Genomic DNA, 25710 nt, shown 5'->3' with positions numbered 1-25710 from the left:
CTTTGACTAGTGGTCCTTTGAAGGGACCCAGCCGAGCCACGCAGCGATAGCACCGCCCATTACTAATTCTCGGCAGTTGCCGCCGAGACCGTCCAGAAATTCACGAAAAAAGTTGACGTAGTCTCGATATTCCCAGTCCAAATTGGAGAGGTCCGATCCCCAGAAGACTCGCGATGGTCCGAACGAATCAATTGCCTTTCGGATGCAATCCTTCAGATGGCCACGAATGCTCTCTTCGGGTAGGCGAGCAAGCAGACCTGTTGCCTTCACAGCGACGTTGGGCCTTCTGGCGAGCGCCAGAGTGGACTGCAACGAGGTGTCAAGATCATCCGAATGCCGGCGCGGCGCCAGCCCAAGATGATCGATCATGACCGAAAGTGTCTCGTGGCGTTGTGCGAGCTCGCCTACCTCCGCAGCACGTCCCGGCGCGTTGAGGGCAATCGGGACGCGCAGTCGCTCAATCGTTTCCCAAAAATCGCGGAGCTGTTCGTCCAAAAGCGACAGACCAGCCAGTTCGGCGGTGAAGCTCAGACGTATACCGCATGTCTCGGGACGTGCGGCCCACGCCTCAAGTTTGGCCAAGGTACCGTCGTCAAGAGGACGCAAACGACCCATTACCTTGAATCGATTCGGCCGCTCTTGCGCAGCCTGCACGGCGGTATCGTTGTCGATGACCTTGTCCTTGCCGAGTGGCGGGACCAGGATAAGCGCATCGACCCCCGCACGATCCATCTCCTTGAGCAGGTCGTCACTGTCCGGCATTTCCTCGCCATGAGAACCGCGGCTCCCACCGCGATTCCACACTCGCTGTTGGCCAGACGTGACGTGACTCTGGGCGTCAATGATCATGCAACTTCCTCTTCCAACAACGAGTTCGAAGCGGAACCCTTTAGCGATAGGCGAGCATCGACAGCAACGATGCCCTCGCTCTTTCCCATCAGCATTGCAGGGTTGATCTCCAGTGTCTGGATGTCCGAAAGTTCGTCACGATCGAAAGCGTGACTGAGGTTCACGATCGCCTGATACAAAGCTTCGAGATCGCGCGGAACTGATCCTCGGGCGCCCTTCAGCATGGACGCAGCTTTCAACTCTTCGACCATGGCTTGGGCGTCTTCAGTGCTGAGCGGACCAACGCCACAGGATACGTCTTTGAGCGTCTCGACCCAGATACCACCTAGGCCCACCATCACCACAGAATTGAATACCTCGTCGCGGAAAACACTCAGAAGCATCTCGACTGGCTTTCCGCTCGCAAATTCCTGGACACCGACAAGCGGATCCCGTGCGCCAATTGCCTTGCCGACCTCGGTCAATGCATCGAATGCCGCTTTCACTTCTTCTGCGCTACGGAGCGGTCCTCGGACTGCTCCGACATCGGATTTGTGAATCAGGTCGGGGCTGTAAAGTTTCATCATCACCGGTAGTCCAAAGGCATCGGCTGCAGTTGTTGCCGACACGGCATCCGGAACGACTTGTGTGGAGACGATCGGAATGCCGAGTTGTGCGACGAGTTCAAGCTCTTCAGCCGGCCGCATTTCCATTCTCCAGGCGAGTGCATTTTGCCCCGCCAGACGCGTGTCCGTAGATGCGCCTTTGCCACGGCTCAGAGCGGACTTTCGGCGTAGCGCTGCTACGGTCCTGACGCAGGTCGAAGCATCTTCAAACACGGGGATGCCGGCAGCGCGAAGGCGTCGATAGCCAGCGTTGGTGACACTCGGGAATTGATCAACCAGATTGCCCCCTGCCCAGACAACGGCCAGCGGTTGCTTCTTCACTTCCCACGCCTTTATGATGAATTCGGCAGCTTCGACCGAGGCGCGTCCCGTAGAAGGTGCGGTTATCCCAAGAATCGTGAAATCGACGCCTGTGTCGTTCGCCATGTACGTCACATAGTCACCGATGGCAGGATTTCCACACGCAACACCTTCGTCATTCGAGCGTGTAAGTTGCCCCGACAGATCCGACGGATTACCTGCCGCTCCCCGACCGGCAAGCCGTTGCGAGATGGCGTCAATTGTTTCAGACCGAAGCGGCGCGACTGGCACACCTTCCAGGGCGCAAAGATCTACCGCGTGAGAGTTAAGGCCACCGGAGTTCGTCATAACCGCTACGCCTTCGCGCAACTCCACGACGGGAAAGGCCGCCAAAGTATCGCCGATCAGCCAGATATCGTCGATCTCGTTCGCACGGATGATGGCCGCCTGACGAAAAGCCGCGTCGTAGGAGCGATCGTCACCGCCGAGGGCCGCGGTATGTGCTGCCGTTGCAGCGCGCCCCTCAGGAGAACGCCCGACCTTCAAGATCGCGATGCCTTTCTCCACGGCTGCGGCCCGTTTGCCCAGCTCGATCAGTCGCTGTCCGGAGCCGGCCGGCAGACCTTCCAGGTAGATTCCTACAGCACGCGTTTCATCATCGTGCTCGATAAAGTACTCAAGTACATCGAGCATGGACAGGCTTGCCTGATTGCCAATAGTTACCAGCTTGCTCAGGCCAATACCTGCACCTGCGGCGCGGTCAAAGATCGTGCCCATCCCCAATGCGCCACTTTGAGAAATGATCGACAGGCCGCCGGCAACCAGGCCACCGCAATTCCACTGTCTCGACGCATGAGCAATCATTTTGGTGTGGACGTTCGTGACACCTAGCGAGTTTGGCCCCGTGTAGTAGATCCCGTACCGTTTAGCAACCTCGTCTAGCTGCCGTTGACGGGCAACGCCGTCGTCTCCTTTCTCGGCAAAGCCAGCGCTAATGATCGCAGCTGCCTTGATTCCCTTGATACCGCATGCTTCCACCGCTGCGCAGACTGCATCAGCCGGTATCGCAATAATCGCCATATCGGGCACTTCGGGGATGTCTCTGACGTCCGCATACGCCTTAAGCCCCTGAACGACATTCCGGCGATGATTGACCGGGAATATCTTCCCTTCGTAGCCTTCGTTTCGAAGATTCTGTAGCAGGCGCCCACCGTAGTCGAGACGGTCCGACGCGCCGATGACAGCGATCGATCGGGCGTTGAGCAGCTTTTCAACCGCGTTGACGCGATTTTCCAGATTTTCCATCTTCATTGACTCATCAAATTGAATTGAGATTGCAGGTGAGGTGAGGTAAATCAAATGCCATCGGACTTGACCGCCGCCTCCCGGGCGGCGGCCATCTCACTGCGAGTAAGAACCCGGCGAGCCCGCTTGACGCTAGCGACGTCAACCATCACACCGTCGACGCTCGCGCTACCTCGTGTGGGGTCAACCTCAAGAGCCGCGATAACCTTCCAAGCCTCGGCCACTTGATCTTCCGAAGGCATGAACACCCGGTTGAGAATTTCAACCTGACTAGGATGAATTGCCCCTGCGCCCTGAAACCCAAACGCTGCACCACGCCTGGCGGCGATCTCATATGTTTCAAGGTCTTTGTAGTTGCTGATGTACCCGAGAACGCCAGTGGCGAGAATCTTGCGATCCGCTGCAGCAAGGACAACAAGTGCATTGCCTATGAGTCGCTCGAAACCTTCATGAGTCGGAGATACGCCGAGTTCCGCGCACATGTCCTCCGTGCTGAACGAAAGGTTTCCGAGCCGGTCTGTCGAATTGACGATCTCCTCCAGCTTGAAGAGAGCGCCCGGCGTTTCGATTGACGTTCCCAGCTCCGTGGATCCGATCGCGCGACCATAGCGGCCCTCCAGGTGAGTAAGGAATCTGTCGAGAAACAGGAGTTCGCCGCCGTTCTGCACCTTGGGAAACCGGATACCGTCACAGCCCGCCGAGACAGCCGCCTCAATGTCCGCAAGACACACATCGAATTCGCGATTGACTCGCACGACAACTTCCGGGATGACCTTCTTCAGCGCATCGATACTCTTTGCGAGTGTCTCTCGTGCCGCCGCCTTCTGTGCAACCGGAATGCTGTCCTCGAGGTCGAGCATGATCACGTCAGCTTTCGACCTTTTTGCCGACTCGACAAAGCGCGGGACATTGGCTGGCACAATCAGTGTCGAGCGGCGCAGCCGGGTGTACCAGGGCTCCGTACCCTCAGGCCGCTGATAGATCCCCCAGGAGTCTTTTGACATGTAATGTCACCTTTATGGTTTCGTTGCTGGATTGATTGCGCTCTGCGCCTTGATCTTCTTCAACACGAGGTCGCGATAGCGTCCAGCATCCTCACTGATTGAAGCGTCAACCAGCTTGTCGTACTGGAGTGCGTCGTCCTTGAGGTTGATGCGCAAGGCGTAGCTTTTATAAACATCGAGTGTTCGCTGCCATTGATCACGCGATATGTAGCCGCCAAGCGTCGAGGCGTATGGCTTGTCCTGTTCAAGCTGAAGTCGGATGTCTTGTTCTGAGTAACCGAGAAAGATAGGGAGCTTGGACATCTGCTTCGCCATGAAGTCGATTGACCACCCTGGAATCTGCTGCGCAGCCGCCTGCGCTGCGCCGACGGCGCGTACGATCGCTTCGCGATTCTTCTCGACAGCATCTCGAGTTCCCCACATTGCAACCTGAACGGCATCACCCGCCAGGTTCGTCAAAACGGGATTAGACGGCGATAGAAGATTGCGCATGTTGCCGGCATCAATATTCTTGGCCAGGGTATCTGCCGTGCAGATCGCCGCATCAATTTGACCGCTATTCAATGCGCTGCTTAGCGCGAACGGAGATGAATACGGCGTCACTTGGAGCGGCTTTCCGCCATGGCGAACAATGTAGTCCGAATAGAGTGCGGCACTTCCCCAGCAACTACCCGCGGCGCTGATCGTCCCGACCCTACGGCCCGAGAGGTCCATTAGATCGTGAAACGGCGAATACGTGGCAACCGTCACTGCGCCTGCTGGATCCCCCGTCTGCTGCGAGTACACGATTCTGATCGGTATCCCCCTTATCGCGGGCTTCATAGCTCCTCCAACACCCTGAATGACCAGCGGAACCTGACCGCTAACCGCGAGGGCATTGCCGGACCCGTTGTAGTTCTCAATCGTGACGTCGACCCCGGCTTTCTCGAAATATCCGAGGGCATCAGCCATCAGCCACTCCTGCACATTCGTCGACACCCCCGTGAGCGCAATCGTCACGTGAGGCAAACCTGCTGCACGCGAGGCTCTTTGGTCACCATAGACCGACCAGGCCCACAGGCTAATGATTGCAGCGGTGACCAGCGTCGCTAACCACATCGGCCAATATCGATTGATCGCACTGAGCTTCGTTGGACCATCGACTGGAACACCTGACGATCCCGCAGTTGACTGATCGAGAGCCATCGTGCGGTGCAGACCGAGGATTCCTCGCAGAGGAAAAAGATGGACCGCGTTCACAGGCCACCTGCCTTTCCCCACCAGGGAATCAGCACCTTGCGAAGGCTCTCAACTAGCGAGACGAGGACAACACCAGTAATCGAGAGGATGATGATGACGCCAAAAGTCAGATCGGCATTGGTCGTGTCGACGGCTGTCATCAACAGTCGCCCCATCCCGTCTCCACCAGAGAAGAGTTCCGCGGTCACCGCGCCGATGATCCCGAATGCAACCGCGTTCGGCAGCGCTGAAAAGGTCCAGGCGAGCGCGTACGGCCCTCGAACGTGAAGCAGGATATCAAGATTGCTTGCGCCCAGAATCCGGGCATTCTGAAGCATCTCCGGTTTGACGTGCTGGCCGCCTGCCAACGCGTTGTAAAAGACTACAAACAGGTTCACGGTGACGACGGTCCATATATCGGTCTGTGTCGAGGCGCCTGCGATCAGCACGATGATCGGGATAATCGCAATACGAGGAATCGCATTGATGATGATGACAAGGGGCTTCGCCACCGCGTTTGCGAAATCCCAGTGACTTAGCAGAAGGCCCAGAACGGCGCCTGCAACAACGGATATCAGTGTTCCAATCAGCGCAGCACCCATCGTGAGCCCGAACGCATTCCAGATTGTCCCAGTTCCCGCACTTCCGGACATCAAGCGCCAGCTGGTTTCAAACGCAAGAGATGGCGAACTGATGAAGAATGGTGAGGCAAACTTGATGTGTGAATGCACCCAAGGAATCTCAGGCGTCCATTGCCACGCTGCAAGGAAGCCTACGACGATCAGGCATTGCCATACGAACACCGAGGCTCGACTGGGTCCGAGAGATGCAGGCTTGACAATATCCTTTTTCATGGGGGGCGCATTTCTTGATCGTGATGCCGCGACGAGTGCCTCTTTTTGTTTCGCAAGCTGCTGCATGGTCATGCCTTAGCCTCCTCAATCGCTGCCCACAGATCACGCCACACAGCCCCATACGCATCGTCAAATTCACTCGAAGTTCGCATGCTGATGAGATCTCGCGGTCGTTCAAACCGGATATCATGAACATTGCGCACGCTTGTTGGACGCTTTCCGAATACAAGCACCCGATCTGAGAGCGAAACCGCTTCCGCGATGTCATGGGTGACAAACAGACAAGTGATCCCGAACTTCCGAATAATCTCCAACAAATCCTGATGAAGGATCACGCGGGTCGGCTCGTCTAGCGCGGAAAACGGTTCGTCCAGAAGGAGAATCTTTGGCATCGGAGCGATACCCGCAAGGAGCGCGACCCGTCGAAGCATCCCCCCTGAGAGTTGATGGGGCAATGAATTGCGAAACTGTTCAAGGCCACCCATCTGAAGCATGGTCGAAACTCGCTCGTCCTTCTCCGCTGTCGAAAGCTTCGCCGTGCGCAAGCCGAAGCGGATATTCTTTTCGACCGACATCCACGGAAACACGGTGTTTGTCTGGAACACCATCGTCAGTGGCGGCGTGCTCGCCTTGGCAAGAAATCGTCGCTCTTCGTCCGAGAAATTGATTTTTAGCGTGCCCGAGTCCGGTCTGCGTAAGCCGGCCAGTAGGCTTAGCAACGTAGATTTACCGCAACCGCTTGGGCCAACCATTGCGACCACCTCTCCGCGTCCGATCGAAAAGTTGGCATCTTTAAGTGCCGGCGTACCGCCGGGGTAGCTATAGCAAACGTCCTTAAACTGGACAAACGCATCCGGCTGACTCACGGACCCAACATGCTCCTGGGAAATTTCTGTCATTTTCATAAGCGTTCCGATTTGCTGCCTGGTAGTACCAGGCATGCAAATCCGAAGATTGAACGGACAAAGTCGCGGCGATGATGCAAATACGGTGCGGTCAGGCGATGCCGTAATAGGCCTTGCGCGCGCTCAACCGAAATAGGTCAGCCTTCTCAGCATCGCTAAAGTCACCGGTGATCAATTTGAATGCGTTCCAAATCGTCAAGTAGTCGCACACGCCCCGGTCAGCGGGGAAGTTGCTCTCGAACATGCATCGATCGGTTCCAAAAACCTCGATTGCCCACAGAATGCGTGAGCGCCAATGGTCCGCCAACTGCTTGGACGAGGGTCGGAGTGGAACAACGGTCGAATCCACCATCAGGTCAAATCCAATACCACCGATCTTGAGGAAGACATTCTGGCGTTCGGCAACGAGCTTCATCCCATGCTTCCAGTGTTCATCGACCTGGTCAGCGTGCCCCGCGAAGCGCCCAGCCGCCAACGGCCCTCCAAGATGATCAAGAATGATTCGCGTGTCCGGGAATTCGTCCGCGAGGCTTGCCACGGTCGGAAGTTTGGGGTGATAAACCCATGCGTCGAACGTAAGGTGGCGCCTCGCGAGCTGGGCAAAGCCTTCGCGAAATGCGCGCTCTTCGTAAAGATCGGCGCTTGGCCCAGTGCGGTGATTGCGAATCTCAGGAGAAGCATCCCATGTGGCACCGTGTCGGATGCCTTTGAACAATCCCGAGCCGCCTCCGGACTCGGCAATGGAGCTCATTTCGTCCAGTAACTCGCCAACCGCGGCCCCCTGGCGAAGGTCGGCAAAGCCGATGACACCCGTGATTTTCGTGCCACTCGTAGTCGCGCTGTCGCGACTCCATTCGAAAGCCTTGCGAACCTCAGAGATAGAGTCCAGGGCCGGCCATGCGCATTCCACGAAAATGCTCTCAACGACCTTGTGAGAGGACGTATCGGCCTTGAACTCGTCGAGAAGGTAAGCGTGCACTCCTTTTTTCTCTAGCAAATGATGATGAGGGTCCAGTATCTCGAGTTCAGGTTCGAGAGGTGTCTCTGGGCTCATCGCACTAGTAACTGCGGTGTCAGTCATTACAGTTCCTCAGATTCGCAACACGCTATAGCGACCTAGTCTGGCCAGAGCGGAGTTGGCGGACCCCGCTCTTAAATGCCAGGAAGAGTGAGTCGATATCCGAGCCCATTGTCAGAATACGCACGCCCTTCTCTGCCCACCGAAGACTACGTTCGATGCCGTCCTCGTTTAACGGATGCGCGAGTGAGACCTGTTTTCCTGCGGTCAGAGCGGCATCAACAATGCGCGCCTCAGCATCGAGGACATCCTTATGAAACTGCTGACCTGGTAAACCGAGAGCGAGAGCGATATCGTTGCGACCTGTCTGAATCACATCCAGTCCTTCCACCTTAACGATATCCTTGTAATTCTCCAATCCCTCGGCTCCCTCGATCTGGCAAGAGACCAAAATTTCGCGCTCAGCCCACTCGACGTATTCGGCGAGGCCCATACCGTGGTAACGGACCGGTCTGGAAGACTCACGTTGCCCTTTGGGAGCGAACCTCACGGCGGATACCAACGCTTGGGCTTCCCGCACGGTTCCTACGTTTGGAGCGCTGATCGCGTGGGCGCCCATATCGAGCACCTTCGTGATCTCGTAGGCATCATTGCGGCAACGGATCCAAGGAGTGACCTGATGCGCGTGCGCCGCCCGGATCATGTCGTCTAGTGTCTGTGGATCAAATGCAACGTGATATGCGTCGATACGCACGAATTCGAACCCCGCCTGCGCGGCGATTTCGATCGGAGCTGGACCGGGAAAGCGTATGTAGGTGCCGTAGCAGATCACGCCCGCGTCGAGCCTATCTCTGACGCGGTTGCTATCAAGTGCCTTTTCGCCATTCAAGGGCTCCGTCGCAGCCTTCGCTTGCGAAGAAAGCTGGATCATCGTCTCTCCTCCATTGGAACATTAGCCGCCACATTTGGTCAGGCCAAACATGCTATTTTTGCCATTATCGTTGCAATTGGCCTGACCCGTCAATCCGAAACATGCACTGCGAAGTATTTTTCGCTCAGATTTGCGGCAAAGCCTTCGAGATGAGCATGCTGTTAGTACTACAAACGTACTGTCGTTGACCTTTCGCTTAGACAGATGCGCCTGGTCATAGCACCCGCGCCGATCTACCGGGGAACAAATCCGCTGTTCCCGCCTGGTTTTCCTCGCCGGCAATGCATCGTCCTGACTCTGCATTGAGCATCAGATCGAATAGCGCTTCTGCCGCCTGTAACAGGCTGTGATTCCATCGAGAGCGCCCCAGCGTTGAAGTCCAATGGAGACTCATTTTGGCGAACAGCGACATGTAAGTGGCGGACTTGATGCAAGGACAAGGCTTGCAGCCGTAAGTCGAACCGCGTCCGGTGATGAAGCACATGAGGTTTGCTTCGCCCGCGACCTGGCCAGTGGCCGAGACAAGTCACAGCCGAGGCTGTTCATGAAAACAGTAGAAACCAACCCGACGAATGCTTATGGGAGCAACGGCAGCGACGAGTTCAGCCACCGATCGTTCAGCGACTTGAAGCGAATGGGGAGTTTCGTAAACAATGGCTTGCATGTCTATAAGTGCCTCGTTCGGTTCTCAGCTGGTCAGGCCGGAACATTTCAACCTGCCGCGAAATCGCGGCTGCGCGACAAGTTTATGTGAATTGGCCTTACCAGAATATAAGGTATACCCGTGTCTTCATGGCCGCCGATCGCCCTCATTTCGCGATAAGAAATCACGGTCTTACCAAACACCCGAATGCCAAGGTGAAAAGCTGGAGGTGCGCCGGGCGAGTCCGCACTGGATCCGCGATACCCACGCCTCCCACGTGCCCGCGCGTGGCATGGAACTGGCCACGCTGCCCGACCACCTGCGCCACGCGTCTATCGCTACAACATCACTCTACCCGGCATGCGCACGGCAGCTCGACTGGGCATTCGGGGGGACTAGGGCGGTAGCCACAACTTTAGTTGAAATCTAGGTACACTTTAATTAGGTAAACGGAATTTGCCCAAGAAACGTGCGACCCAATCGGGCTATCAAGATAAGTTTTCTTATCAAAGGAGCGGATTTTTGCGCCGGACTTGCGGCTATGAAAACGCGTCACGTACCCGCTCCACCTCGTTCCGCCCCTGCTCCCAAGTGTTCGCGTTCGAAATTGATCCTAGCCATGTCCACAGAGGCGCCAGTAAGTTCAGCAACGTCGCCAGCATAGCCGTCCATTGTGAGAAACAGGGGAGTTGGGATCAGGTTTCCGTGCAAACCAACAGCGAGTCCGCAAACTCTGTTAGCATGCCCTCGCCAAGGAACCATGAATTACGGCTAATAATTCTTCGCTAGCAGGCGACGCCAGCTTCACGGCGCCCGACCGCAATAGTTCGATCGTCGTCCTATACCCCCCTGCCGTTAGTTCACAGCGCGCACACTCGACTGCAACGTCCGAAGTCTTCGTTGTTCGCTTAGCTTCTTGCCTAACGTCTCGAGTCCCCCGGAAAGCAAATCTCCCCGTCACCTCCGGCGACAATTGGATGCTGTTGCAATCGAGATAGGTTACCGAAACATCGCCGACTTGGCGCTCTAAAAACTGCACCCATTTCAAAACATCGACATCTAACATCTCGACCGAAAATCGATAGTTCGTCGCGAGCGATACAGCATTGAAGAATGGCAGCGTCCTTCGCGGAGGATTCATCAAGAGCAAATTCAACGAGCTCCCGTCGGTCACAAGAAATTCCGTGACCGTAATACGTGAGCGCTTTTCTTCATATTCATGACCTGTCGGTAACGAGATATGTTCTAGAGACGTTTCTCGCTCGATGAACACTCCTCGTATACGCGTCGCGCTTCGCTCCTCGATTCGAAACCCTTCCGTATCATCTTCCGATAGGTCAAGTTCAACTTTACGAAGCCGATCCCCGAGGGTAGTCAAAGCAACACCGAATGTGGCATTTGCCCATTTATACTTTTTCATCGTACTCTAGCTCGGAAGAAATGCTTTCCACCACCTCGACGTAAGCGGCCTGCGCAGCCAGTTCAAGGGCGTCCAGTAATTCTTCGCGTTCTATGTCCTTCGGTTTTCGCTTAGTGACGGCGTAACGCTTGTCTCGTCTCTGCGAATACACGCCACGGACCGTATACTTGAAACCGATCCCTTCAGCCGGTCGCTCTATCAAAGCCTCGAGCTCAGCCTTCGGCTTCCCGGCCTTCTTCGATCGAGGTTGAGCTTCCCAAACAATTCGGCTGATGAAAAATCCCGAGTCCAGAAATCGCCGGAGCTCGCTTGCATGGAGAATTCCGGACCCATCTAGAGTGCAGCGTTTCAAATACGACTTTACCTCACGCTCGACCTCACGCTTTAAGGATCCTCCTGAATGCGGCGCACTATCGGCCTCGTCGTCTGCGTCATCCGCGGTAGTACTCTCGTCCACGGTGAATACCGGCTCCGAAATATCTTGGTTGACGTTGACTTTCTTCACGTCCGCCATGCGATAGCTCTCCAGCTTTTGAATCATCAACTGGAAAAACTGTGTTCGCTGCAACTTATTGAACGCACTCAGGTCGATGGTCTTCTGGGTGATATTTGGCGCTGATGCCTGAATTTTCTCTAATAAGGCAGTCGCGAAATCCGCAACTCGCTCCGCGCCGGGGAATCGAACACGCATGCCGTCCCCAGCCGTCATGAACTCGATCTTTCCGTGCTTCGGGCGTTGCTGTCGCAATAACGTTCGTCCCTCGTCGAGTTCGTAGTAATCAATCGAAACTTCCAGTCTTCCACCCTCATTCTTATTGAACTCGACAACCTCAGTATGTCCTGAACGCTCAGCTTTCACTTCTGCCAAAGCTGCTTTCAGCACCTCGGAAGAAATTTTCTCGCTTAGGGACATGTGGGTGACGCGGTCCGCCTTCGAATGTATCTCAAGCTGATCGCACAACTCATCAAGATCGGGGCTGTCGTAAGCATACGTCGCAATCGCTTCCACGAGCTCGCCACGGCTGGCTTGATTTCCGAAGACGATACCTCGAACGCGCAGGAAGTCGTGCATGAACTCCACGCTCACCCTTTGTTTTGAAGAGATCAACGCATCGTAAATATCGCGATAGGTTGCATAAAAGACTGGACGAACGTTAAGCATGACCACCCCTCAGTGCTACCTCAAATTGGGTCAGCCTTGGCCGCACGGAAGCGATCGATCCGTAATCAAGCTTTTTTAGCAGCATTTCATGGTTGCCATACGTAGCGTACTGAGAAACTGCTTTGTTGAAGTTATTTGCAGCCCTTGAACAGCCACGCGCCGATCGAACAAGGATTCTATCGTAGTTATCCAGCACACCGAAGCTTCTGAGCATATCGATAAGTACAATGAATTCCCTTTCACTTTCACCGTATCCCCGGTAGTAGACCAACATACCTCGAAATCCGCCGTACTGGTTCGCATGCGAATACGCGAGCATCTGATATTTCCCTTTCAGCATGTCAATAGTCGCGACCATGCTGTGGTCTTGCGAAACAACTTTGCTTCGGGAATGACTGTGATAGAAGAATTTCAATGCTTTCTTATCGGTCGGTATGACCTCATCTCGCGCAAGGCTGGCGATATCCGTCAGCATCTCATTCAGGTACCAGACTTCATCTGGCCCGATGATCGAAAGTTTAACGCCACGCGGAATAGTCAGATCGTCCTGGAACACGACGTGTAACTGCTCCGGAAACGATTTGTCGTATTCGCTGTCGTGGTTATAGATGAAGACCAAGCCTTGGATTTCGTATTCGGCCCCGGCCTTCAAGTACAGCTCTTTCCACTTCGGATTGTCTTTTGCACAATCGACCGCAAGCGCTAGGGATTCGATCGTTTCCCGGAGGGAAAATTCCTTGATGCTTCCCGCCGCATAGCTCTTCAGGTCGGTAATGAGATGCACATTCCGCGCCGAGTACGGATCCTGATACACAAAAGTTACGTCAGTAGGATGATCTCGCTTTTCGTGGGTTGGCTCGTTGCATTCCCACGACTCGTTAGGTACGCCATGCGCTTCCCATCCAAGCTTGCTAAAAATATCGGCCGACACGATCTCGGCGATACGCGCGATATTTACTCTCTCAGCCATCCTAGCCCCGGGTTGACCTTCACTTCGGTCTTAATTTGTGTTATCAGAAATGACGATCATAACCGAACTCATAATCGCACGGTAGGCACCGCTGGCTGGTACACGATAAAGTTTTTGGCTGGCCGCCATCTATGCATAACGATTAGCCGTTCGCGGCGGCTGAGTTCCCTTCAGGGTACGAGCTTTGGCCTCGGTCTCGCATAGCGGGATAGGGATGGCAAGTGCAACTGACTTGCCAGCACCTAGACTGCATGCAATGCAGAGGTTCGTGAAATTTAACTTTCTTGACACCGATGCTGCGATCGATGTCAGCGTTTCGGCAAGTTCGGAACAAACCGGAACGGGAGTCACACCATTTGGTGTTGGGTGAGAGAGAATCTGGGGGACACGCTGCGCTGCGTTCTTAGGCAACGCAGGATGAACTGAAGGATCTGTAGCGCGGTAACCGGCGTTAGCGACCGGGCCCATTAGGGCTGTCAGCTACCGGAATGTTTGCTCTCAGGGAGGACCGGATGCTGCGCCTCCCACTCGCGGCGGGTCTTCGCCAATTCTTCAGCAAGCAACTGCTCGTCCGGAAGTACGGTGTGGTATTCAGCGGCAAGCACCTTGTTGGGCAGACCGTCAAGCGCATAACGCGCAATTGCCGCGTTGGTTCTAGCACACAGAATCAGGCCGACCGGCGGGTTTTCGCCGGGTAGCGTCCAGTGCTCTTTTGCATAATTGCAATACATATGCATTTGCCCGACATCGGCATGATGAAGCTCGGTAAGTTTTAGATCGATGATTACAAGGCATCGCAGGCGCCTGTGGAAGAACAGCAGGTCCACGCGAAACCAGCTGTCACCGATCCGTAGTCTGCGTTGCCGTCCGACGAACGTAAAATCTCCACCAAGTTCAAGCAGAAAGTCCTCGAGACGGTGGATCAACGCTTCCTCAAGGTCACTCTCGGAGTATTCGTCTTTCAGGTCGAGGAACTCGAGTACGTAAGGATCCTTGATCGCTTCGTCTGGGCTCACGGTCTCACCCGGCCTCGCGGCCGCACCCTTTTCAAGCATTGCGCGCTTGTTTCTCGACATCAGCGTGCGCGTATAAAACTGACTGCCAATCTGCCGTTCGAGTTGCCGGACGCTCCAGCCTCCGCGCAGGGCTTCCGCCTCGTAGAACATCCGTTCTTCGGGAGAACGCGTCCGTCGCATCAACCTGACGTAGTGCGTCCACGAAAGCGGGAAACGTTCGCCGAGCTGCTGGAGCGCGAAATCCCGAATCGGTGATTCGGATTTCGGCTCGACCGCGGGAGCGCCGGATTTCCGAATCACCGATTCGGAAATTTCGCTAGGCGGATAACTCAGGTAGAACAGGCGCATTAATTCAAGATTGTCGGCTCCGAAGCCTCGCCCGAACCGCTCGGTAAGGTCGCTCGACAAGCGCTGCAGGACCCCCTGCCCGTACGCTGCACGCTCGTGCCCACCCTGCTCGAGTTCCACGATCCGCCGGCCCACCAGCCAATAGGTTGCCGTCATCAGGGCATTGATGCTGCGCGCCGCGGCCCGCCGCGCCTCTTCAAGCAGTGCGATCACGTCGCTCAGGGTTGCGCCGTAGTCGTCCTCCGCCAAATTGCTGCCGCTCATCTTCTCAGTTTCCAGGTTGATATCGAGGGAACCCGCGGCCGAACCGGTGTGTCAGGTCGTCGGCGAGTCGCGCGATCGGCGTCTGCCCGCCCTGCTCAGTGGCCACAATCCGCCGTCCTATCTCGCGGTAGGCGGGGATCATCATGGCATTGAAGCTGCGTCCCGCCGTGCGTCGCGCCGACTCGACGACATTGACCACTTCCTCGGGCAGCCCGGCGTAATCGCCGGGCATCATCGCATCCTCCGTCATGACGCGTTGACGGCATCCTTGAACGCCTTGCCCGCCGTGAACTTGACCGTCTTCGCGGCCGGAATCTGGATCTCGGCGCCGGTCGCCGGGTTGCGGCCAACACGCGCGGCGCGCGCGCCTGTCGAAAACGCGCCGAACCCGATCAGCTGCACGGAGTCGCCCTTCGCGACGGCCGCTGTGATGGTGCCGAGCAGCGCGTCGAGCGTTTCAGCGGCCAGCGCCTTGCTGGTGCCGGCTTTTGCGGCGACGGCGTCGACGAGGTCCTGCTTGTTCATGGTGATGTCCTTCACGATGGGTTGAATGCCGCCACCGTACCTGATCCCCTGGCCGGTGCGCAACCGACTTCGGAGCGGCGCCACCGAGCTGGCCTCAATGCGGCCAATGTTGCCCACCGGTGGCACTGCCGTCAAAGGTCACCTTTTGTCGGGCGACCCGCTTCCCAGACGGCGCCAGCGCTCCCGTTCGTCCGCCTGTCCCCTCGAGCGCACGGCGACAACAAGCGAAGAACGGCCCGACGATTCTCGTCGCCCTAGTTTTGATAACTGCTACTAGCAAAACTGCATTTAATGCATCGAGTCTCGGAACTCCTTTGCGACAGGTCACCGTTAGGGTACCCGTCACCCGGTGTCAAGCCTGAGCCGCAGTTAAGAGAACGGACTCCCCTACCCCCTCTACCTTTCCCCCAGGGCGCCCTCAAGTAGCCGCGCGACGCTGAGCGTTGCGATCCATCGCTCAACCCGGTGCCGGTGGTCACGGGCACGCCCTCTCACGGCGCTCGATGGTGATAAGCCTTATTGCACCACCAGTTCATGTCGCCCCGCCCTTTCGCCGCCTGTGTCCCGATCCAGCAAGCGACCTCCCGAAGACACTCACCTATCGTCACGGCAAGGCCGCGTGCCGGAACTCCGGCGTAATGGGTCTGACGCAGTCGTCACAGTCTTTGCCCCGCATCCAACAGGAAGCGTAGCGAGCCAGTAAACCGCGTCTCGGCGAAGCGGGCCTCGGCGGGACGTCATTGACCGCGCCGCATGGCCGGTTTGTCCCGAAATGAAGGGGTACATAGCCACAACTACCCCTTCGTTCGCGAGGGCGCCCCCGGCAGCCGCGCCACTGAGCGCATCGCCCCGCCCGCGGGACCCGTTTCAGCTGGTCAGGAACGCGTCGTATGCCGCGTTCAATCCTGATAAGTCGTATTATCAGGAATGGGTTAAATGAATATAATGCGGGCTAGGCGCATATGGAGTCACAATTTTGTGGGTTGTCAATCCACCAAGCTCGATGGATGTGCAAATAGCAATGGCTTTGAATAACATCATCGCGGGAAACATTATTGCGGACAGGGCCGGAAGCGCCATCGGTAAAGGCTTCGGCGTCTCTCATCACTTCCATGCGTGTCGCTCGATGATGGGGGCAGTGCAGGGCGGTCCGATGACGCCGGGCAGTCCCGCGAAACTCCGAACGAAAGAACTGAAACTTTAGCCAATTGGAAACTCGGCTAATCTGAATTCGTCGTTGCTGCGAGCCGAAACAAGACTTCTCATAACCGACTGGATATCACGGTCGAGCGTCTGTTGTACGCGCATTCGCGTATCCGGATCGTTGTCCTGCGAGCGAAAATCCAGGAGTCGCCTCAATGGGATAGTCTTGCACACGGAAATGCTCCCGCAGCGCGACACTGCAGTTGGCGCGGCACACAGGCAACGCACCGTGACCGGTGCATCGCAGATCATCTGCGATGGGACACGTGCACGATGAAATCGTTCGGCGCAGCTCCGAGACTGTGCTCATAGCTGATCCGATAGTCCATCTTAGGGATGCCCAGATAGTTCAGGTCCTTCATCCGGTCCAAGCTCCGCCTCGATCTGCTCGATTGACGGCAGGTCCGGCATGAGCGGCGCCGGGATGTCGCGCAGCAACTGATATTCGGCGACGCCCATCGGGTTGGCGATGCCACGCAACGCATATTCGGCGACCAGCCGATTGTTTTCCTTACAGAGCAACAAGCCAATCGTGGGCTGGTCGTGCGATCCCTTGACCTGTGCATCAATGGCTGACAGGTAGAAGTTCAACTGACCGGCATATTCGGGCTTGAATGGCGTCGCCTTCAGTTCGACAACCACGTAGCATCTGAGCTTCAAATGGTAAAACAGCAGGTCGATGAAGAACTCGTCGCCGGCCACTTCAAGCCGGTATTGCCGTGCGACGAATGCGAAGCCGGCGCCCAGTTCGAGAAGGAAACGCGTGATGTGCCGCGTGAGCGCGTGCTCGATGTCCCGTTCCTGGGCGCTTTCGGTCAGGCCCAGAAAATCGAAGATATACGGATCCTTGAGTGTGTCGCGGGCAAGGTCGGACTGAGGCGGAGGCAGACGGTCGGGAAAATTGGTGACGGCACTGCCCTGGCGCTCCTGCAGGCGACTTTCGATCTGCATCACGAGCACGTTCCGGGACCAGCCGTGTTCGATCGATTTGGCGGCGTACCACTCGCTCGCCTCTGATGTCTTAAGCTTATCCAGCAACGTGACCACATGAGACCAGGGCAATTGTGCAACAGGGTATTGCACAAATTCCTCGCCCGGCCAGGCTTCGGCCAGCGTACGCATGTACTTCAGGTTCCGCGGCGAAAACCCGCGCATGTCGGGAAACGCCGCGCGCAGATCGCGCGCCAGCTGATCGACGACCTTTGCGCCCCACCCTTGTCGCCGCTGCCGCTCGAGGATCTCGCGGCCTATCTGCCAATATAGCGATACCAGCTCCCGGTTGACCGACAACGCGGCGCGCTGCCGCGCGTGCTCGACGCGGGACTTTAAGGTCGCTTAGCCAGGCGTGATAGTCAGCGGCGGTAAAAGACACTTCAGTCATACTGTCCTGTGAAACATGGCGCCGCAACTGCTGGCGAACTGCATCGATTATCAACGGTCGCCCCCGAAGCGGCAATTCCTCGCGAGGAGCCGCTCCCAGCTTGATATCCCGGCGTACCGTCATTCAAATCCATACGCTTCCCAAAGCTCTTCTGACCTGCATGCGACAGTGCTGATATCAATGCCGGTTGCAACCCGCAGCGCCGGTGCCCGCCAGGTGAGGTGGGTCGACGCCTGGGAAAGCCGCTCCTCTTACGTCGGGACTCTTTGCACGTGCCTGACCCGTTGCCGGCTCTGCGCGAATCTACCGGTTGCTTCACTGCCGCAGCTTCGGATTGACGTCGACCGCGTTAACTTCCCGCAAGTGCCGGTGACCGTCGACCCGGCGTCGAACCCGCGGCATCGGCGGCGTCGATGCACAAAGGGGCACCTCCCTGGAAACCACGGATCCGTGGAAACCTGCGCCTCTATCGCCCGGCCGGATTTTCTCCGCGGTGCGGAGAGGACTCGGGGACGCGCTGCTGATTCTAATAGCTGGCCTTGCCGTTTCCGACGAGTCTGTATATATTAACAGTACTGTGTATTTGCACAGTATTGCCGGAGGCGAAAAATGGAGCACCTGGTGAGAATCTACAACGAGAGGGATCGGCGGACGCTCGAGTGGCTGCGCCGCCATGTCGGTAATGCCGCGATTGCTCTGGCTGTCGAAGGCTGCGCAAAGTCCGACAAGCCTTATCTCTCCGCCGTTTGCAGGCGCCTGGGAGTCCAGCCCCCTGAATTTTCGACCGCACACCAGGCAGCGCCAAGTCCAGTGGCCGAACACTCTCTGGCGGCGATCCGATTGATCCTCGCGTCGCGGGCAGCAACGGCGAATTCGAGCCTCGGCGGCATGCGTTAGCGTTGAAAGATCAATGCAATGAGGTTTCAATTGAGTCAGTTCAGCTCGTAGCCGCGTAGCGGAGGGACAAGTTCGGTGCGGGCGGCAGGCGCTCATGCCAGTCAGTCGCCTGGCTGTCGTCGCTGATGTGCGGCGCCAGCGTCTCCTCATCAGTGCGACAGCCAATGCACGCCGGACGGTGCCGGCGGACGGGGAGAGTCAGGGGATCTGCTGGCGTTGCGTCAGAATCCAACCGGATATCCGTCCTTGCGATGATCGGACGCGGCCACATAGGCGCCGTAGTCAAGACGCTATGCTGCCTGCGCGCAGCCAAACTCGACATCGAAGCGCGGTGAGACGGAGACCGGATGCCCGCGTGAGGCCAGTCCCTCGATCGTAGACTGCGGCATGTTCCATTCGACGGCAACGCCGTGGTTGTCGTCGAGCACCCGAAAGCGCGGCGCGTCGCTCGCTGCCTGCGGATTCAGCCCCTGGTCGACAATGCGGGTGACCATCTGCATATGGCCGTGGGCCTGCATCGATCCGCCCATCAGTCCAAAGCTCATTAGCGGTTGGCCATTGTGCGTCACGAAGCCCGGGATGATGGTGTGAAATGGGCGCTTGCGAGGCGCCACTTCGTTGGGATGGCGCAGCAAAAGAGGCAAAATCATTCCCCTTGTGCGCGTTGTCCGCTACGTCAGGCAAAAGATTGCTGGTTGTTGCAGGCACATTTTAGGTCGTTCTGGTTGATCACATGGAAATCCGGAACAACACTTGGCGGGCTCGGACACCCGAAGAGTTGGAAGCCGATGTCGGGCACCATTTGAAGACTCTTCGAGTGCACAAGAACCTAGACCAGGTTACGGTGGCGGCACGCGCCGGCATCAGCGTACGCTCGCTGAGAAACCTTGAAACTGGCAATGGATCGTCGATGCGTACCCTCATCCTCGTGCTTCGTGCCCTCGGCCGTGAGACATGGCTGGACACTATTGCCCCGGTTCCAACTATCAATCCCACCATGCTGACGCGCATGGCCGTGCCTCGGCAGCCGGCCAGTAAGCCGCGGGCGAGGAAATCTGAGTGACTCGTGCGCTGGAGGACCCGTAGCTGCATTTGCCCGGATTAGGTTCGTCCCTGCCGGTTCCATCGCCCGCAGGGACGTTGTTCGGGAGCCCAATTGCATAGCTTCGGGGATAAAAAATTGCCCTGCGGCATTCGATTCATTGGTAGCCGGCTCAACCAAGCTCAACGGGATTGGGACGTGGTTCAACGACATATCGGCCAAAAGCGATTTAGATACATGTTCGCCGTCGCCGGTGTAAAACACTATCGGAATTCGTCCGCCCCTGCTACCACTTTTCCACTGCAAAATAAAGTGCATTGCCCCGGCTCCCCCGAACTGGATCAGTGACAAAGATCGCGCCCTTTTCATGTAGGTTGAATGATTCACTTCGCGACCGCAGGAATGTCCGGAGACGGAACGACGAAAGGTAAGCTTCGCGAACGACGCCTGATGACCGCACCGGGCGGTCACCGCCCAACGCTTTGAGTACCGGAATATGCCGAGGAAAAGGTTCGCAACGCAGAACTTGCCGATTCATAGGAACTAGCTGCAATATTGATGCTAGTAAAGGACGCGATTCGGGTAGCGTGGCCATTCCCGCAACGCTCGTTCGCGACGGATGAAGAACGGTTTCTGCGCTCCAACAGAGAGGGCATCAATGTCACTGCCCTGAAGGGCAATGACATTGCCCCTGACCCCGATGGCCAGTTTGGCCGGCTTATCGGATTCTTTGGCAGGGTAGATCTCCATACCACGGAGGTGGCCGGGCAAACAGGCCATGAGCAACCGGTGCCCACGAGAACCGCAATAGATACCTCGCGTTCCCCAGCTTGAGTCAGCAACACGAGGAGTGGAGACGTCCGAATCCGTTCCAGGTCTGCGGTCAAAGGGTCCCGGAATCGCACCGTATCGGACAGGTCCGGTGCGAAAAGCTGTTCGGACGCAATTCCCAATTCGCTGATTTTGAAATGCATCCCTTCGATTATCGCCCTAGCTCTTCCCGGCGCAATCGGTCCATCTGAAATCCTTCCTCGCGCGCCTCATTGCGATGGTTGGCTTTCATGTCCGGGGAGCAGTGGTGCCGCTTCAAACGTGTGTAATAGTAGACGGTGGTTGCGGAAGATGTTATCCAAGAAACGAAATCTTTCTGAAAAGAAAGCGTCGAATGTATTTGGAGCACATCTACACCGGGTTCGAGCCACTGGACGCGTTTCATGTCGTGTCCGGGGGATATTTTGAGCATCGGCTTCTGCGTTCTAGCCATGCCGTGATGCGGCACGAGCGGCTAGCGGTGGACGACGTACGGCTTGAGACCGGCAGTTACGATTTCTCGGTGGTAGCCCAGGGCAACCTGCCTCGCGACGGCCTTTGCATCGGGTCGTCGCTAGCGGCGCCAATGCGACCCGCTACAACACCGCATTGAATCGCGAGGACGAACTCCAGATCTATCCGCCGGGCGTCGAGAAGGCCGACTCTGCTGTCGGCATATGCACGGTAACGAAACGAATTACCATCACGCATATCACGCCCTATGTTTCCAATCCCATGGCTTCTGCTGGTAGTCCATCGATTGCCCACGAAAGCCGTGTCATTGATACCGCGTAGATCGCGGCATCGTAGTCAAGATCACTTCGACGCAGTTTGTGATTGCAATTTTCCCAGATCATCACTTGCCCACCCCGTTCAACGTCGCGGGCGACGGGCTTTCCGTCGTCGAGCGAAAGGGAGCGACATGTCGACGCCTACTATATGAAATCGTTGCCCCGTGCCGCCAGGCTGCTACATCCGCAAATAAATCAACAGTGGACTCAGCGCAAGCTCTCGGTCAGCGCAGCGTCTCGCTTACCGCATGGCGTAGGCCAGCGCGATGATGATTGGGCCAAGCACCGGAAGCAGAACGTTGGCGATCGCGTAGGTAACCGTATAGCCCAGAAGCGGCAACGAGCTCTCGCTGGCTGCCGTGATAGCGCTGATGGCCGGCGTGCTGACGTGCTGGCCAGCAATGGCACCGATGAGCAACGGCCCTTCGATTTTGAGAAGCTTGTGACCGATCCACAGAGACATGCACGCAGGCCCCAGCGAGACAGCTAGCCCGATCAGCGGCAGCACCGCACCATGTTTGCGGATCAGCACGATCGCATCGGGACCAGCAGACAATCCGACGCACGCGACGAAGATCGCCAGTCCCAGATCTTTCAGCAGTTGGACGGACGCGCCCGGTATCGCACCCATTTCGGGCTTCTTGAAATTGATCCATCCAAACACCAGCCCGCTGAGCAATGCGCCGCCGCCACTGCCAAGGGAAAGTGGAATGGGCCCCACTTTCAGTGTCAGACTGCCGACAGCAAGGCCGACCAATATACCGATGCATAGGAATACGAGATCGGTGACTTCGCTTGTACGGGCCAGCGCACCGAGTTCCCGCGTCGCAGCACTCAAGGCAGGCTCCACGCCTACGATCGTTACCTTGTCGCCGTGCTGCAGGCGCGTGGCGGGCGTAATCGGAAGGCTGTGACCGGAGCGTATGACCTGCTGGATCCACACCTCGCGAAGGTGCTTCTGCGTTGCGGCCCGTGCAAGTTCCGCGAGCGTACGTCCATTGATGAATGACCCGCTAATGATCACCTGATGCTCGTTTAACTGGAGCGCGTCGGAGTGCCCTTCGGGCAGCAGTACCTCCGAACCGGTCAGTTCTCCGGCCTTAAGAATACGGTCCCGTACGCCGATTAGCGCAACGATGTCTCCTTCGACGAGCGTTGCGTCTGGTCCCGCTTCGATCCTGGCGCCCTGCCGGAACAGACCGATTACAAGCGTGCGCATGCCGACCGCACGCTCCAGTGCCTGCACCGTCATGCCGGCAGCACGTTCGACGCAATAGGCCCGACCTACCAGCCGCGGCAATGCGGGCTGGCTTGCCACGTCCTCGTCGGAGGCGGCTTCCATCCTGGCGGCCAACTCCTTTGACGCAGTCCGCAGGTTGATCCGTAGCAATGCAGGCGCTATCTGGCTTGTAAAGAAAACAATACTGATCAGCCCCACCAGATATGTCAGCGTATACGCCGTGGCGATGTTCGCTTCCATGCGAGTGACCCCGGCGGCATCCAGACCCAGATGCCTCAGCGCTTCGGCGGCTGTCCCGACTACAGCCGACTCAGTCGCGGCGCCAGCGGCAAGCCCGGCGGCCGTGCCGGCGTCAAGTCCGAACATCGGCACGGCAGTGAGCACGACGGTCAATACGACGACTGCCTCAAGCAGCGGCAGCATCATGTATCGAACACTGGAACGGTTGAGGTTCGCAAAAAATTGCGGCCCCCCTGAATAACCCATGGCAAAGATAAAAAGCGCGAAGGCGACATCCTTCAATTCACCATGCAACTGACAGCCGGTCTGTCCGAGCGCGAGAGCGACGATCAGCGTTCCACAGATGCCTCCGAGCTGGATCGGTCCGACACGCAGCTTCCCGATGAGGTAGCCCAATCCCACCGTAATGAAAAGCACGGCCATGGGCACATCAGCGATGAATCCGATAGAGCATTTCATTGTATTGTGTTTTATAGTCCGACTTACCAGACAGTGCCCGGCAAACGCAAGGAAGCGACACCCGCAGTGACCGAACTGTGCGCATTTTTTATTTCAAGACAACATTCGCTCTCCAGGACAGTTTGCGACAGATGCCAATACGGCGCCATAGGGTGTTGGGGCAAGCAGCTTGCCCTTTAACGAAACAGGATTTGGCTTCATAAACGGCAGTGCTATCTGGCGTTATTGCAAGTTCCCCCGATTGGAACGGGCGGCGTACGAACACACCTCCACGAGAACGCCCGGTTCGCAGGGCCCGGCGGTTCTCGATCGCGCGGGACTGCGCAGCCTCGCAGATGCGGCCAGTTGGACTGACCTTGATCCGGAGCAGGCGCTTCTAGTTCATGAGCGCTGCGGCGCGTCTGCCTTTCCACTCGAGACAGTTTCAGATCACCGCGGTCGACTCGCGTTATCACGCGACGTCGGGCAAATCCACTCCTGTCCTGACGGCCGGGCGCACGCCCGTAGACTTCCTTTTCAACACCTGCCGCCAATGACGACCCGCAGCAACTTCCTCATATCCGCACCCAGGACCGCCACGGCACCCCCGACGACAGCCACGCACGCCGGATACGGTGGGAGCAGCCTCATCCTGCCGACCGTGATCTCCGACGCGAACCTGCAAGCGGAGATGTTCGCCAGGCTGACCGCGGAACTCGACGATGCGACGACCGTAAAGACGCTCGCGCCCGTCCAGTTCGACGTCGGCCTAACGCCGAATTTGCCGAGGATTTCCGAAGCCCAGGTCTACATGATCGTCGCGTCAACTTCGGCAATTCTCCGAACGCCGCGAGCGGCAAGCAGTCGTCGAACCCGAAGAACCATGCGGCATTGCCCGACCCGGGCCCGGTCAACGAAAGCCTTGCGGACGCCGCGCAGCAAATCTGTCTGCTGAAGCCCGTACGCGGCTAACAGTACAGGATGCAACCGCGTCCAGTGCTCTGACAACGAGTAACGTCAATCAGGACTCACGCCGTATCAGGCCATAGGTAGGATGAGATCCACCGATTGCCAGCTCCCGCCGCGATGACCAGGATGGTCAGCGATAGCCATTCATCCACTTCACGCGAGTCCTCTCGCCCGCCTGGCCTTCGCTGGATCAATTCAACAGCAGCCCTCAAATCATCCATGATCCGGACGCCTATCTGGCTTGGGAAAACCACTTCCCGTAGATCTTCTCGTAGGTTCCATCCTCGTACATGGCGAGCAGCGTTTCATTGATGGACTTGCGTAACGCACTGCCGTTGCTGACGGCAATGCCATACCTCTCGGGCCTGAATATCGGACCGACCACGACAAGTGCGCCGTTGCCGAGCCTGCCAGCCCAGTATTGAAGCGTTGGTGCATCGTAGACAATGGCTTGCACGTCGCCTTGCATCAGCATCCGGAACCCTTCGCCCGCATTGTTCACGTTCTGGAACGGCAGGCCGCGACCGGTGAGGTAATCCGCGGCGACAGTTCCCGGCACCGTGCCGATCGTCTTGCCAGGCAGATCTTCCGGTCCCCGAATGTTCGACTGCAGGCGCGCGACCGTCTGCGACGAGGTGACGGTGGCCGTCAGTTGGGCAATCAGCACGACGCCGATCAACCACATTGCAGGCACGAGTACCCGCTTGCATATGCCCGCCGTTTCGCGCTCGCCGTGCTCGCCCGTCGCGATGATGAGCATGGTCACCCATAGGCCCTCGCCCACTGCACGCAGCCACGGCTTCTGAAAGTTGACGTGGTGCTTGCGCTCCATCAGCCATACCAGATTGGCAAGCAGAAAGACGATGAGAGCCGCTGCGAGCAGGAGTTGACCGATGGCGAGCCACGGAACCGACCAGAACGATGCAACGAACGGGTTGTCGTTTTGCGCGCGCACCATGATCTGCAGGCCGGAGTCGTAATAAGGCAAAGAGAAGTCGACTGTTTTTTCGCGCTCCGGTGTCATGGTGATCGCCGCAATGGCGACATCCGCTTCACCACGCTGAACAGCGGACAGCAGATCCGACTGCGTCGGAACCCGATGCCAGATGAAGTCGACACTCATGCGGCGTGCGACTTCGTTCCAGATGTCTATGCTGAAGCCCTCCGGCGTCCCCTCTTGCGGCAGCACAAAGGGCGCGATGGGAGCAATCGCGACCCTCACCGGGCCGCTCGCGCCACCGGCCGACGCCGAGACGCTTCCAGCACCGTCCACTGCTCGGATCGCCTCAGCCGCGGCCCCGTTCATGGGCGACGCCAATATGAGGAAACTGAGTATGACGAGCCAATGGGCCGATCTTTTCA

General features: G+C 57.3%; 23 protein-coding genes and 2 pseudogenes. 6 read left to right on the top strand and 19 right to left on the bottom strand.

Annotated elements, in window-relative coordinates; genetic code table 11:
- Positions 1-6: 6 nt before the first annotated feature.
- From HV770_RS34260 to HV770_RS34220, 9 genes and pseudogenes are all read right to left on the bottom strand, one after another.
- Positions 7-762 carry an amidohydrolase family protein gene (locus HV770_RS34260; protein WP_175165901.1) on the bottom strand — a complete coding sequence of 252 codons (756 nt, stop codon included), beginning with the start codon at positions 760-762 and terminating at the stop codon, positions 7-9.
- Between the two features lie 83 nt (positions 763-845).
- Positions 846-3065: an acetate--CoA ligase family protein gene (locus tag HV770_RS34255; RefSeq protein WP_175165900.1), complete on the bottom strand. Its 2220-nt coding sequence runs from the start codon at positions 3063-3065 to the stop codon at positions 846-848.
- Between the two features lie 44 nt (positions 3066-3109).
- Positions 3110-4063 (bottom strand): HpcH/HpaI aldolase/citrate lyase family protein, encoded by a 954-nt coding sequence (locus tag HV770_RS34250; RefSeq protein WP_175165899.1) that lies wholly within the window; start codon positions 4061-4063, stop codon positions 3110-3112.
- A gap of 12 nt (positions 4064-4075) precedes the next feature.
- Positions 4076-5248, bottom strand: a complete 1173-nt coding sequence (locus HV770_RS34245) for an ABC transporter substrate-binding protein (protein ID WP_175165898.1) — start codon at positions 5246-5248, stop codon at positions 4076-4078.
- Between the two features lie 50 nt (positions 5249-5298).
- Positions 5299-6207, bottom strand: a complete 909-nt coding sequence (locus HV770_RS34240; RefSeq protein WP_175165897.1) for an ABC transporter permease — start codon at positions 6205-6207, stop codon at positions 5299-5301.
- The gene (locus tag HV770_RS34235) at positions 6204-7040 is read right to left on the bottom strand and encodes an ABC transporter ATP-binding protein (protein ID WP_175165896.1); all 837 of its coding nucleotides are present in this window, start codon (positions 7038-7040) and stop codon (positions 6204-6206) included. The genes HV770_RS34240 and HV770_RS34235 overlap by 4 nt, the downstream gene beginning before the upstream one ends.
- A 91-nt stretch (positions 7041-7131) precedes the next feature.
- Positions 7132-8121 carry an amidohydrolase family protein gene (locus HV770_RS34230; RefSeq protein WP_175165895.1) on the bottom strand — a complete coding sequence of 330 codons (990 nt, stop codon included), beginning with the start codon at positions 8119-8121 and terminating at the stop codon, positions 7132-7134.
- Positions 8122-8146: 25 nt separating this feature from the next.
- Complete coding sequence (locus tag HV770_RS34225) at positions 8147-8989, bottom strand: HpcH/HpaI aldolase family protein (RefSeq protein ID WP_175165894.1); 843 nt, start codon at positions 8987-8989, stop codon at positions 8147-8149.
- Positions 8990-9203: 214 nt separating this feature from the next.
- Positions 9204-9500 (bottom strand): annotated as a pseudogene (locus HV770_RS34220) (altronate dehydratase); the annotation flags it as partial.
- Between the two features lie 33 nt (positions 9501-9533).
- Between HV770_RS34220 and HV770_RS34215 the strand changes: the two are divergent.
- Positions 9534-9743: a hypothetical protein gene (locus HV770_RS34215; protein ID WP_175165892.1), complete on the top strand. Its 210-nt coding sequence runs from the start codon at positions 9534-9536 to the stop codon at positions 9741-9743.
- Positions 9744-10368: 625 nt separating this feature from the next.
- On the opposite strand, the gene HV770_RS34210 is transcribed toward HV770_RS34215, so the two are convergent.
- The 6 genes from HV770_RS34210 to HV770_RS34185 form a co-directional block, all read right to left on the bottom strand.
- Positions 10369-11052 carry a hypothetical protein gene (locus HV770_RS34210; RefSeq protein ID WP_175165891.1) on the bottom strand — a complete coding sequence of 228 codons (684 nt, stop codon included), beginning with the start codon at positions 11050-11052 and terminating at the stop codon, positions 10369-10371.
- Positions 11039-12214, bottom strand: a complete 1176-nt coding sequence (locus HV770_RS34205) for a hypothetical protein (RefSeq protein ID WP_175165890.1) — start codon at positions 12212-12214, stop codon at positions 11039-11041. The genes HV770_RS34210 and HV770_RS34205 overlap by 14 nt, the downstream gene beginning before the upstream one ends.
- A complete protein-coding gene (locus tag HV770_RS34200; protein ID WP_175165889.1) occupies positions 12207-13184 on the bottom strand; it encodes a PD-(D/E)XK nuclease domain-containing protein in 978 nt (325 codons plus the stop codon). The genes HV770_RS34205 and HV770_RS34200 overlap by 8 nt, the downstream gene beginning before the upstream one ends.
- Before the next feature lie 476 nt (positions 13185-13660).
- Positions 13661-14812, bottom strand: a complete 1152-nt coding sequence (locus HV770_RS34195; protein ID WP_175165888.1) for a PDDEXK nuclease domain-containing protein — start codon at positions 14810-14812, stop codon at positions 13661-13663.
- 4 nt (positions 14813-14816) lie between these two features.
- The gene (locus HV770_RS34190) at positions 14817-15047 is read right to left on the bottom strand and encodes a DUF1016 N-terminal domain-containing protein (RefSeq protein ID WP_175165887.1); all 231 of its coding nucleotides are present in this window, start codon (positions 15045-15047) and stop codon (positions 14817-14819) included.
- Between the two features lie 11 nt (positions 15048-15058).
- The gene (locus tag HV770_RS34185; protein WP_281366304.1) at positions 15059-15343 is read right to left on the bottom strand and encodes an HU family DNA-binding protein; all 285 of its coding nucleotides are present in this window, start codon (positions 15341-15343) and stop codon (positions 15059-15061) included.
- Between the two features lie 970 nt (positions 15344-16313).
- On the opposite strand from HV770_RS34185, the gene HV770_RS34180 reads away from it, so the two are divergent.
- Positions 16314-16541: a hypothetical protein gene (locus tag HV770_RS34180; protein ID WP_217468677.1), complete on the top strand. Its 228-nt coding sequence runs from the start codon at positions 16314-16316 to the stop codon at positions 16539-16541.
- Between the two features lie 329 nt (positions 16542-16870).
- On the opposite strand, the pseudogene HV770_RS34175 reads toward HV770_RS34180, so the two are convergent.
- A pseudogene (locus HV770_RS34175) lies at positions 16871-17921 on the bottom strand (PDDEXK nuclease domain-containing protein).
- Between the two features lie 609 nt (positions 17922-18530).
- On the opposite strand from HV770_RS34175, the gene HV770_RS34170 reads away from it, so the two are divergent.
- The gene (locus HV770_RS34170; RefSeq protein ID WP_175165883.1) at positions 18531-18818 is read left to right on the top strand and encodes a CppA family protein; all 288 of its coding nucleotides are present in this window, start codon (positions 18531-18533) and stop codon (positions 18816-18818) included.
- 290 nt (positions 18819-19108) lie between these two features.
- On the opposite strand, the gene HV770_RS34165 is transcribed toward HV770_RS34170, so the two are convergent.
- Positions 19109-19462: a gamma-glutamyltransferase gene (locus tag HV770_RS34165; RefSeq protein ID WP_343048391.1), complete on the bottom strand. Its 354-nt coding sequence runs from the start codon at positions 19460-19462 to the stop codon at positions 19109-19111.
- 89 nt (positions 19463-19551) lie between these two features.
- On the opposite strand from HV770_RS34165, the gene HV770_RS34160 reads away from it, so the two are divergent.
- Both HV770_RS34160 and HV770_RS34155 read left to right on the top strand, forming a co-directional pair.
- Positions 19552-19881 carry a helix-turn-helix domain-containing protein gene (locus HV770_RS34160; protein ID WP_217468676.1) on the top strand — a complete coding sequence of 110 codons (330 nt, stop codon included), beginning with the start codon at positions 19552-19554 and terminating at the stop codon, positions 19879-19881.
- 1347 nt (positions 19882-21228) lie between these two features.
- Positions 21229-21465 (top strand): hypothetical protein, encoded by a 237-nt coding sequence (locus HV770_RS34155; protein WP_175165881.1) that lies wholly within the window; start codon positions 21229-21231, stop codon positions 21463-21465.
- 237 nt (positions 21466-21702) lie between these two features.
- Here HV770_RS34155 and aspT read toward each other — a convergent pair whose 3' ends face one another.
- Positions 21703-23400: an aspartate-alanine antiporter gene (gene aspT / locus HV770_RS34150; protein WP_175165880.1), complete on the bottom strand. Its 1698-nt coding sequence runs from the start codon at positions 23398-23400 to the stop codon at positions 21703-21705.
- 532 nt (positions 23401-23932) lie between these two features.
- Between aspT and HV770_RS34145 the strand changes: the two genes are divergently transcribed.
- Positions 23933-24334 carry a hypothetical protein gene (locus HV770_RS34145; protein ID WP_175165879.1) on the top strand — a complete coding sequence of 134 codons (402 nt, stop codon included), beginning with the start codon at positions 23933-23935 and terminating at the stop codon, positions 24332-24334.
- A gap of 246 nt (positions 24335-24580) precedes the next feature.
- On the opposite strand, the gene HV770_RS34140 is transcribed toward HV770_RS34145, so the two are convergent.
- Entirely contained in the window at positions 24581-25666 is a 1086-nt protein-coding gene (locus HV770_RS34140) for a transporter substrate-binding domain-containing protein (RefSeq protein WP_175165878.1), read from the bottom strand.
- Between the last annotated feature and the right edge of the window lie 44 nt (positions 25667-25710).

Origin of the sequence: Paraburkholderia fynbosensis (assembly GCF_902859935.1) — a bacterium.
Classification (GTDB): domain Bacteria; phylum Pseudomonadota; class Gammaproteobacteria; order Burkholderiales; family Burkholderiaceae; genus Paraburkholderia; species Paraburkholderia fynbosensis.
The sequence above is the reverse complement of the archived record's forward strand: the minus strand, read 5'-3'. Positions and strand labels throughout refer to the sequence as shown.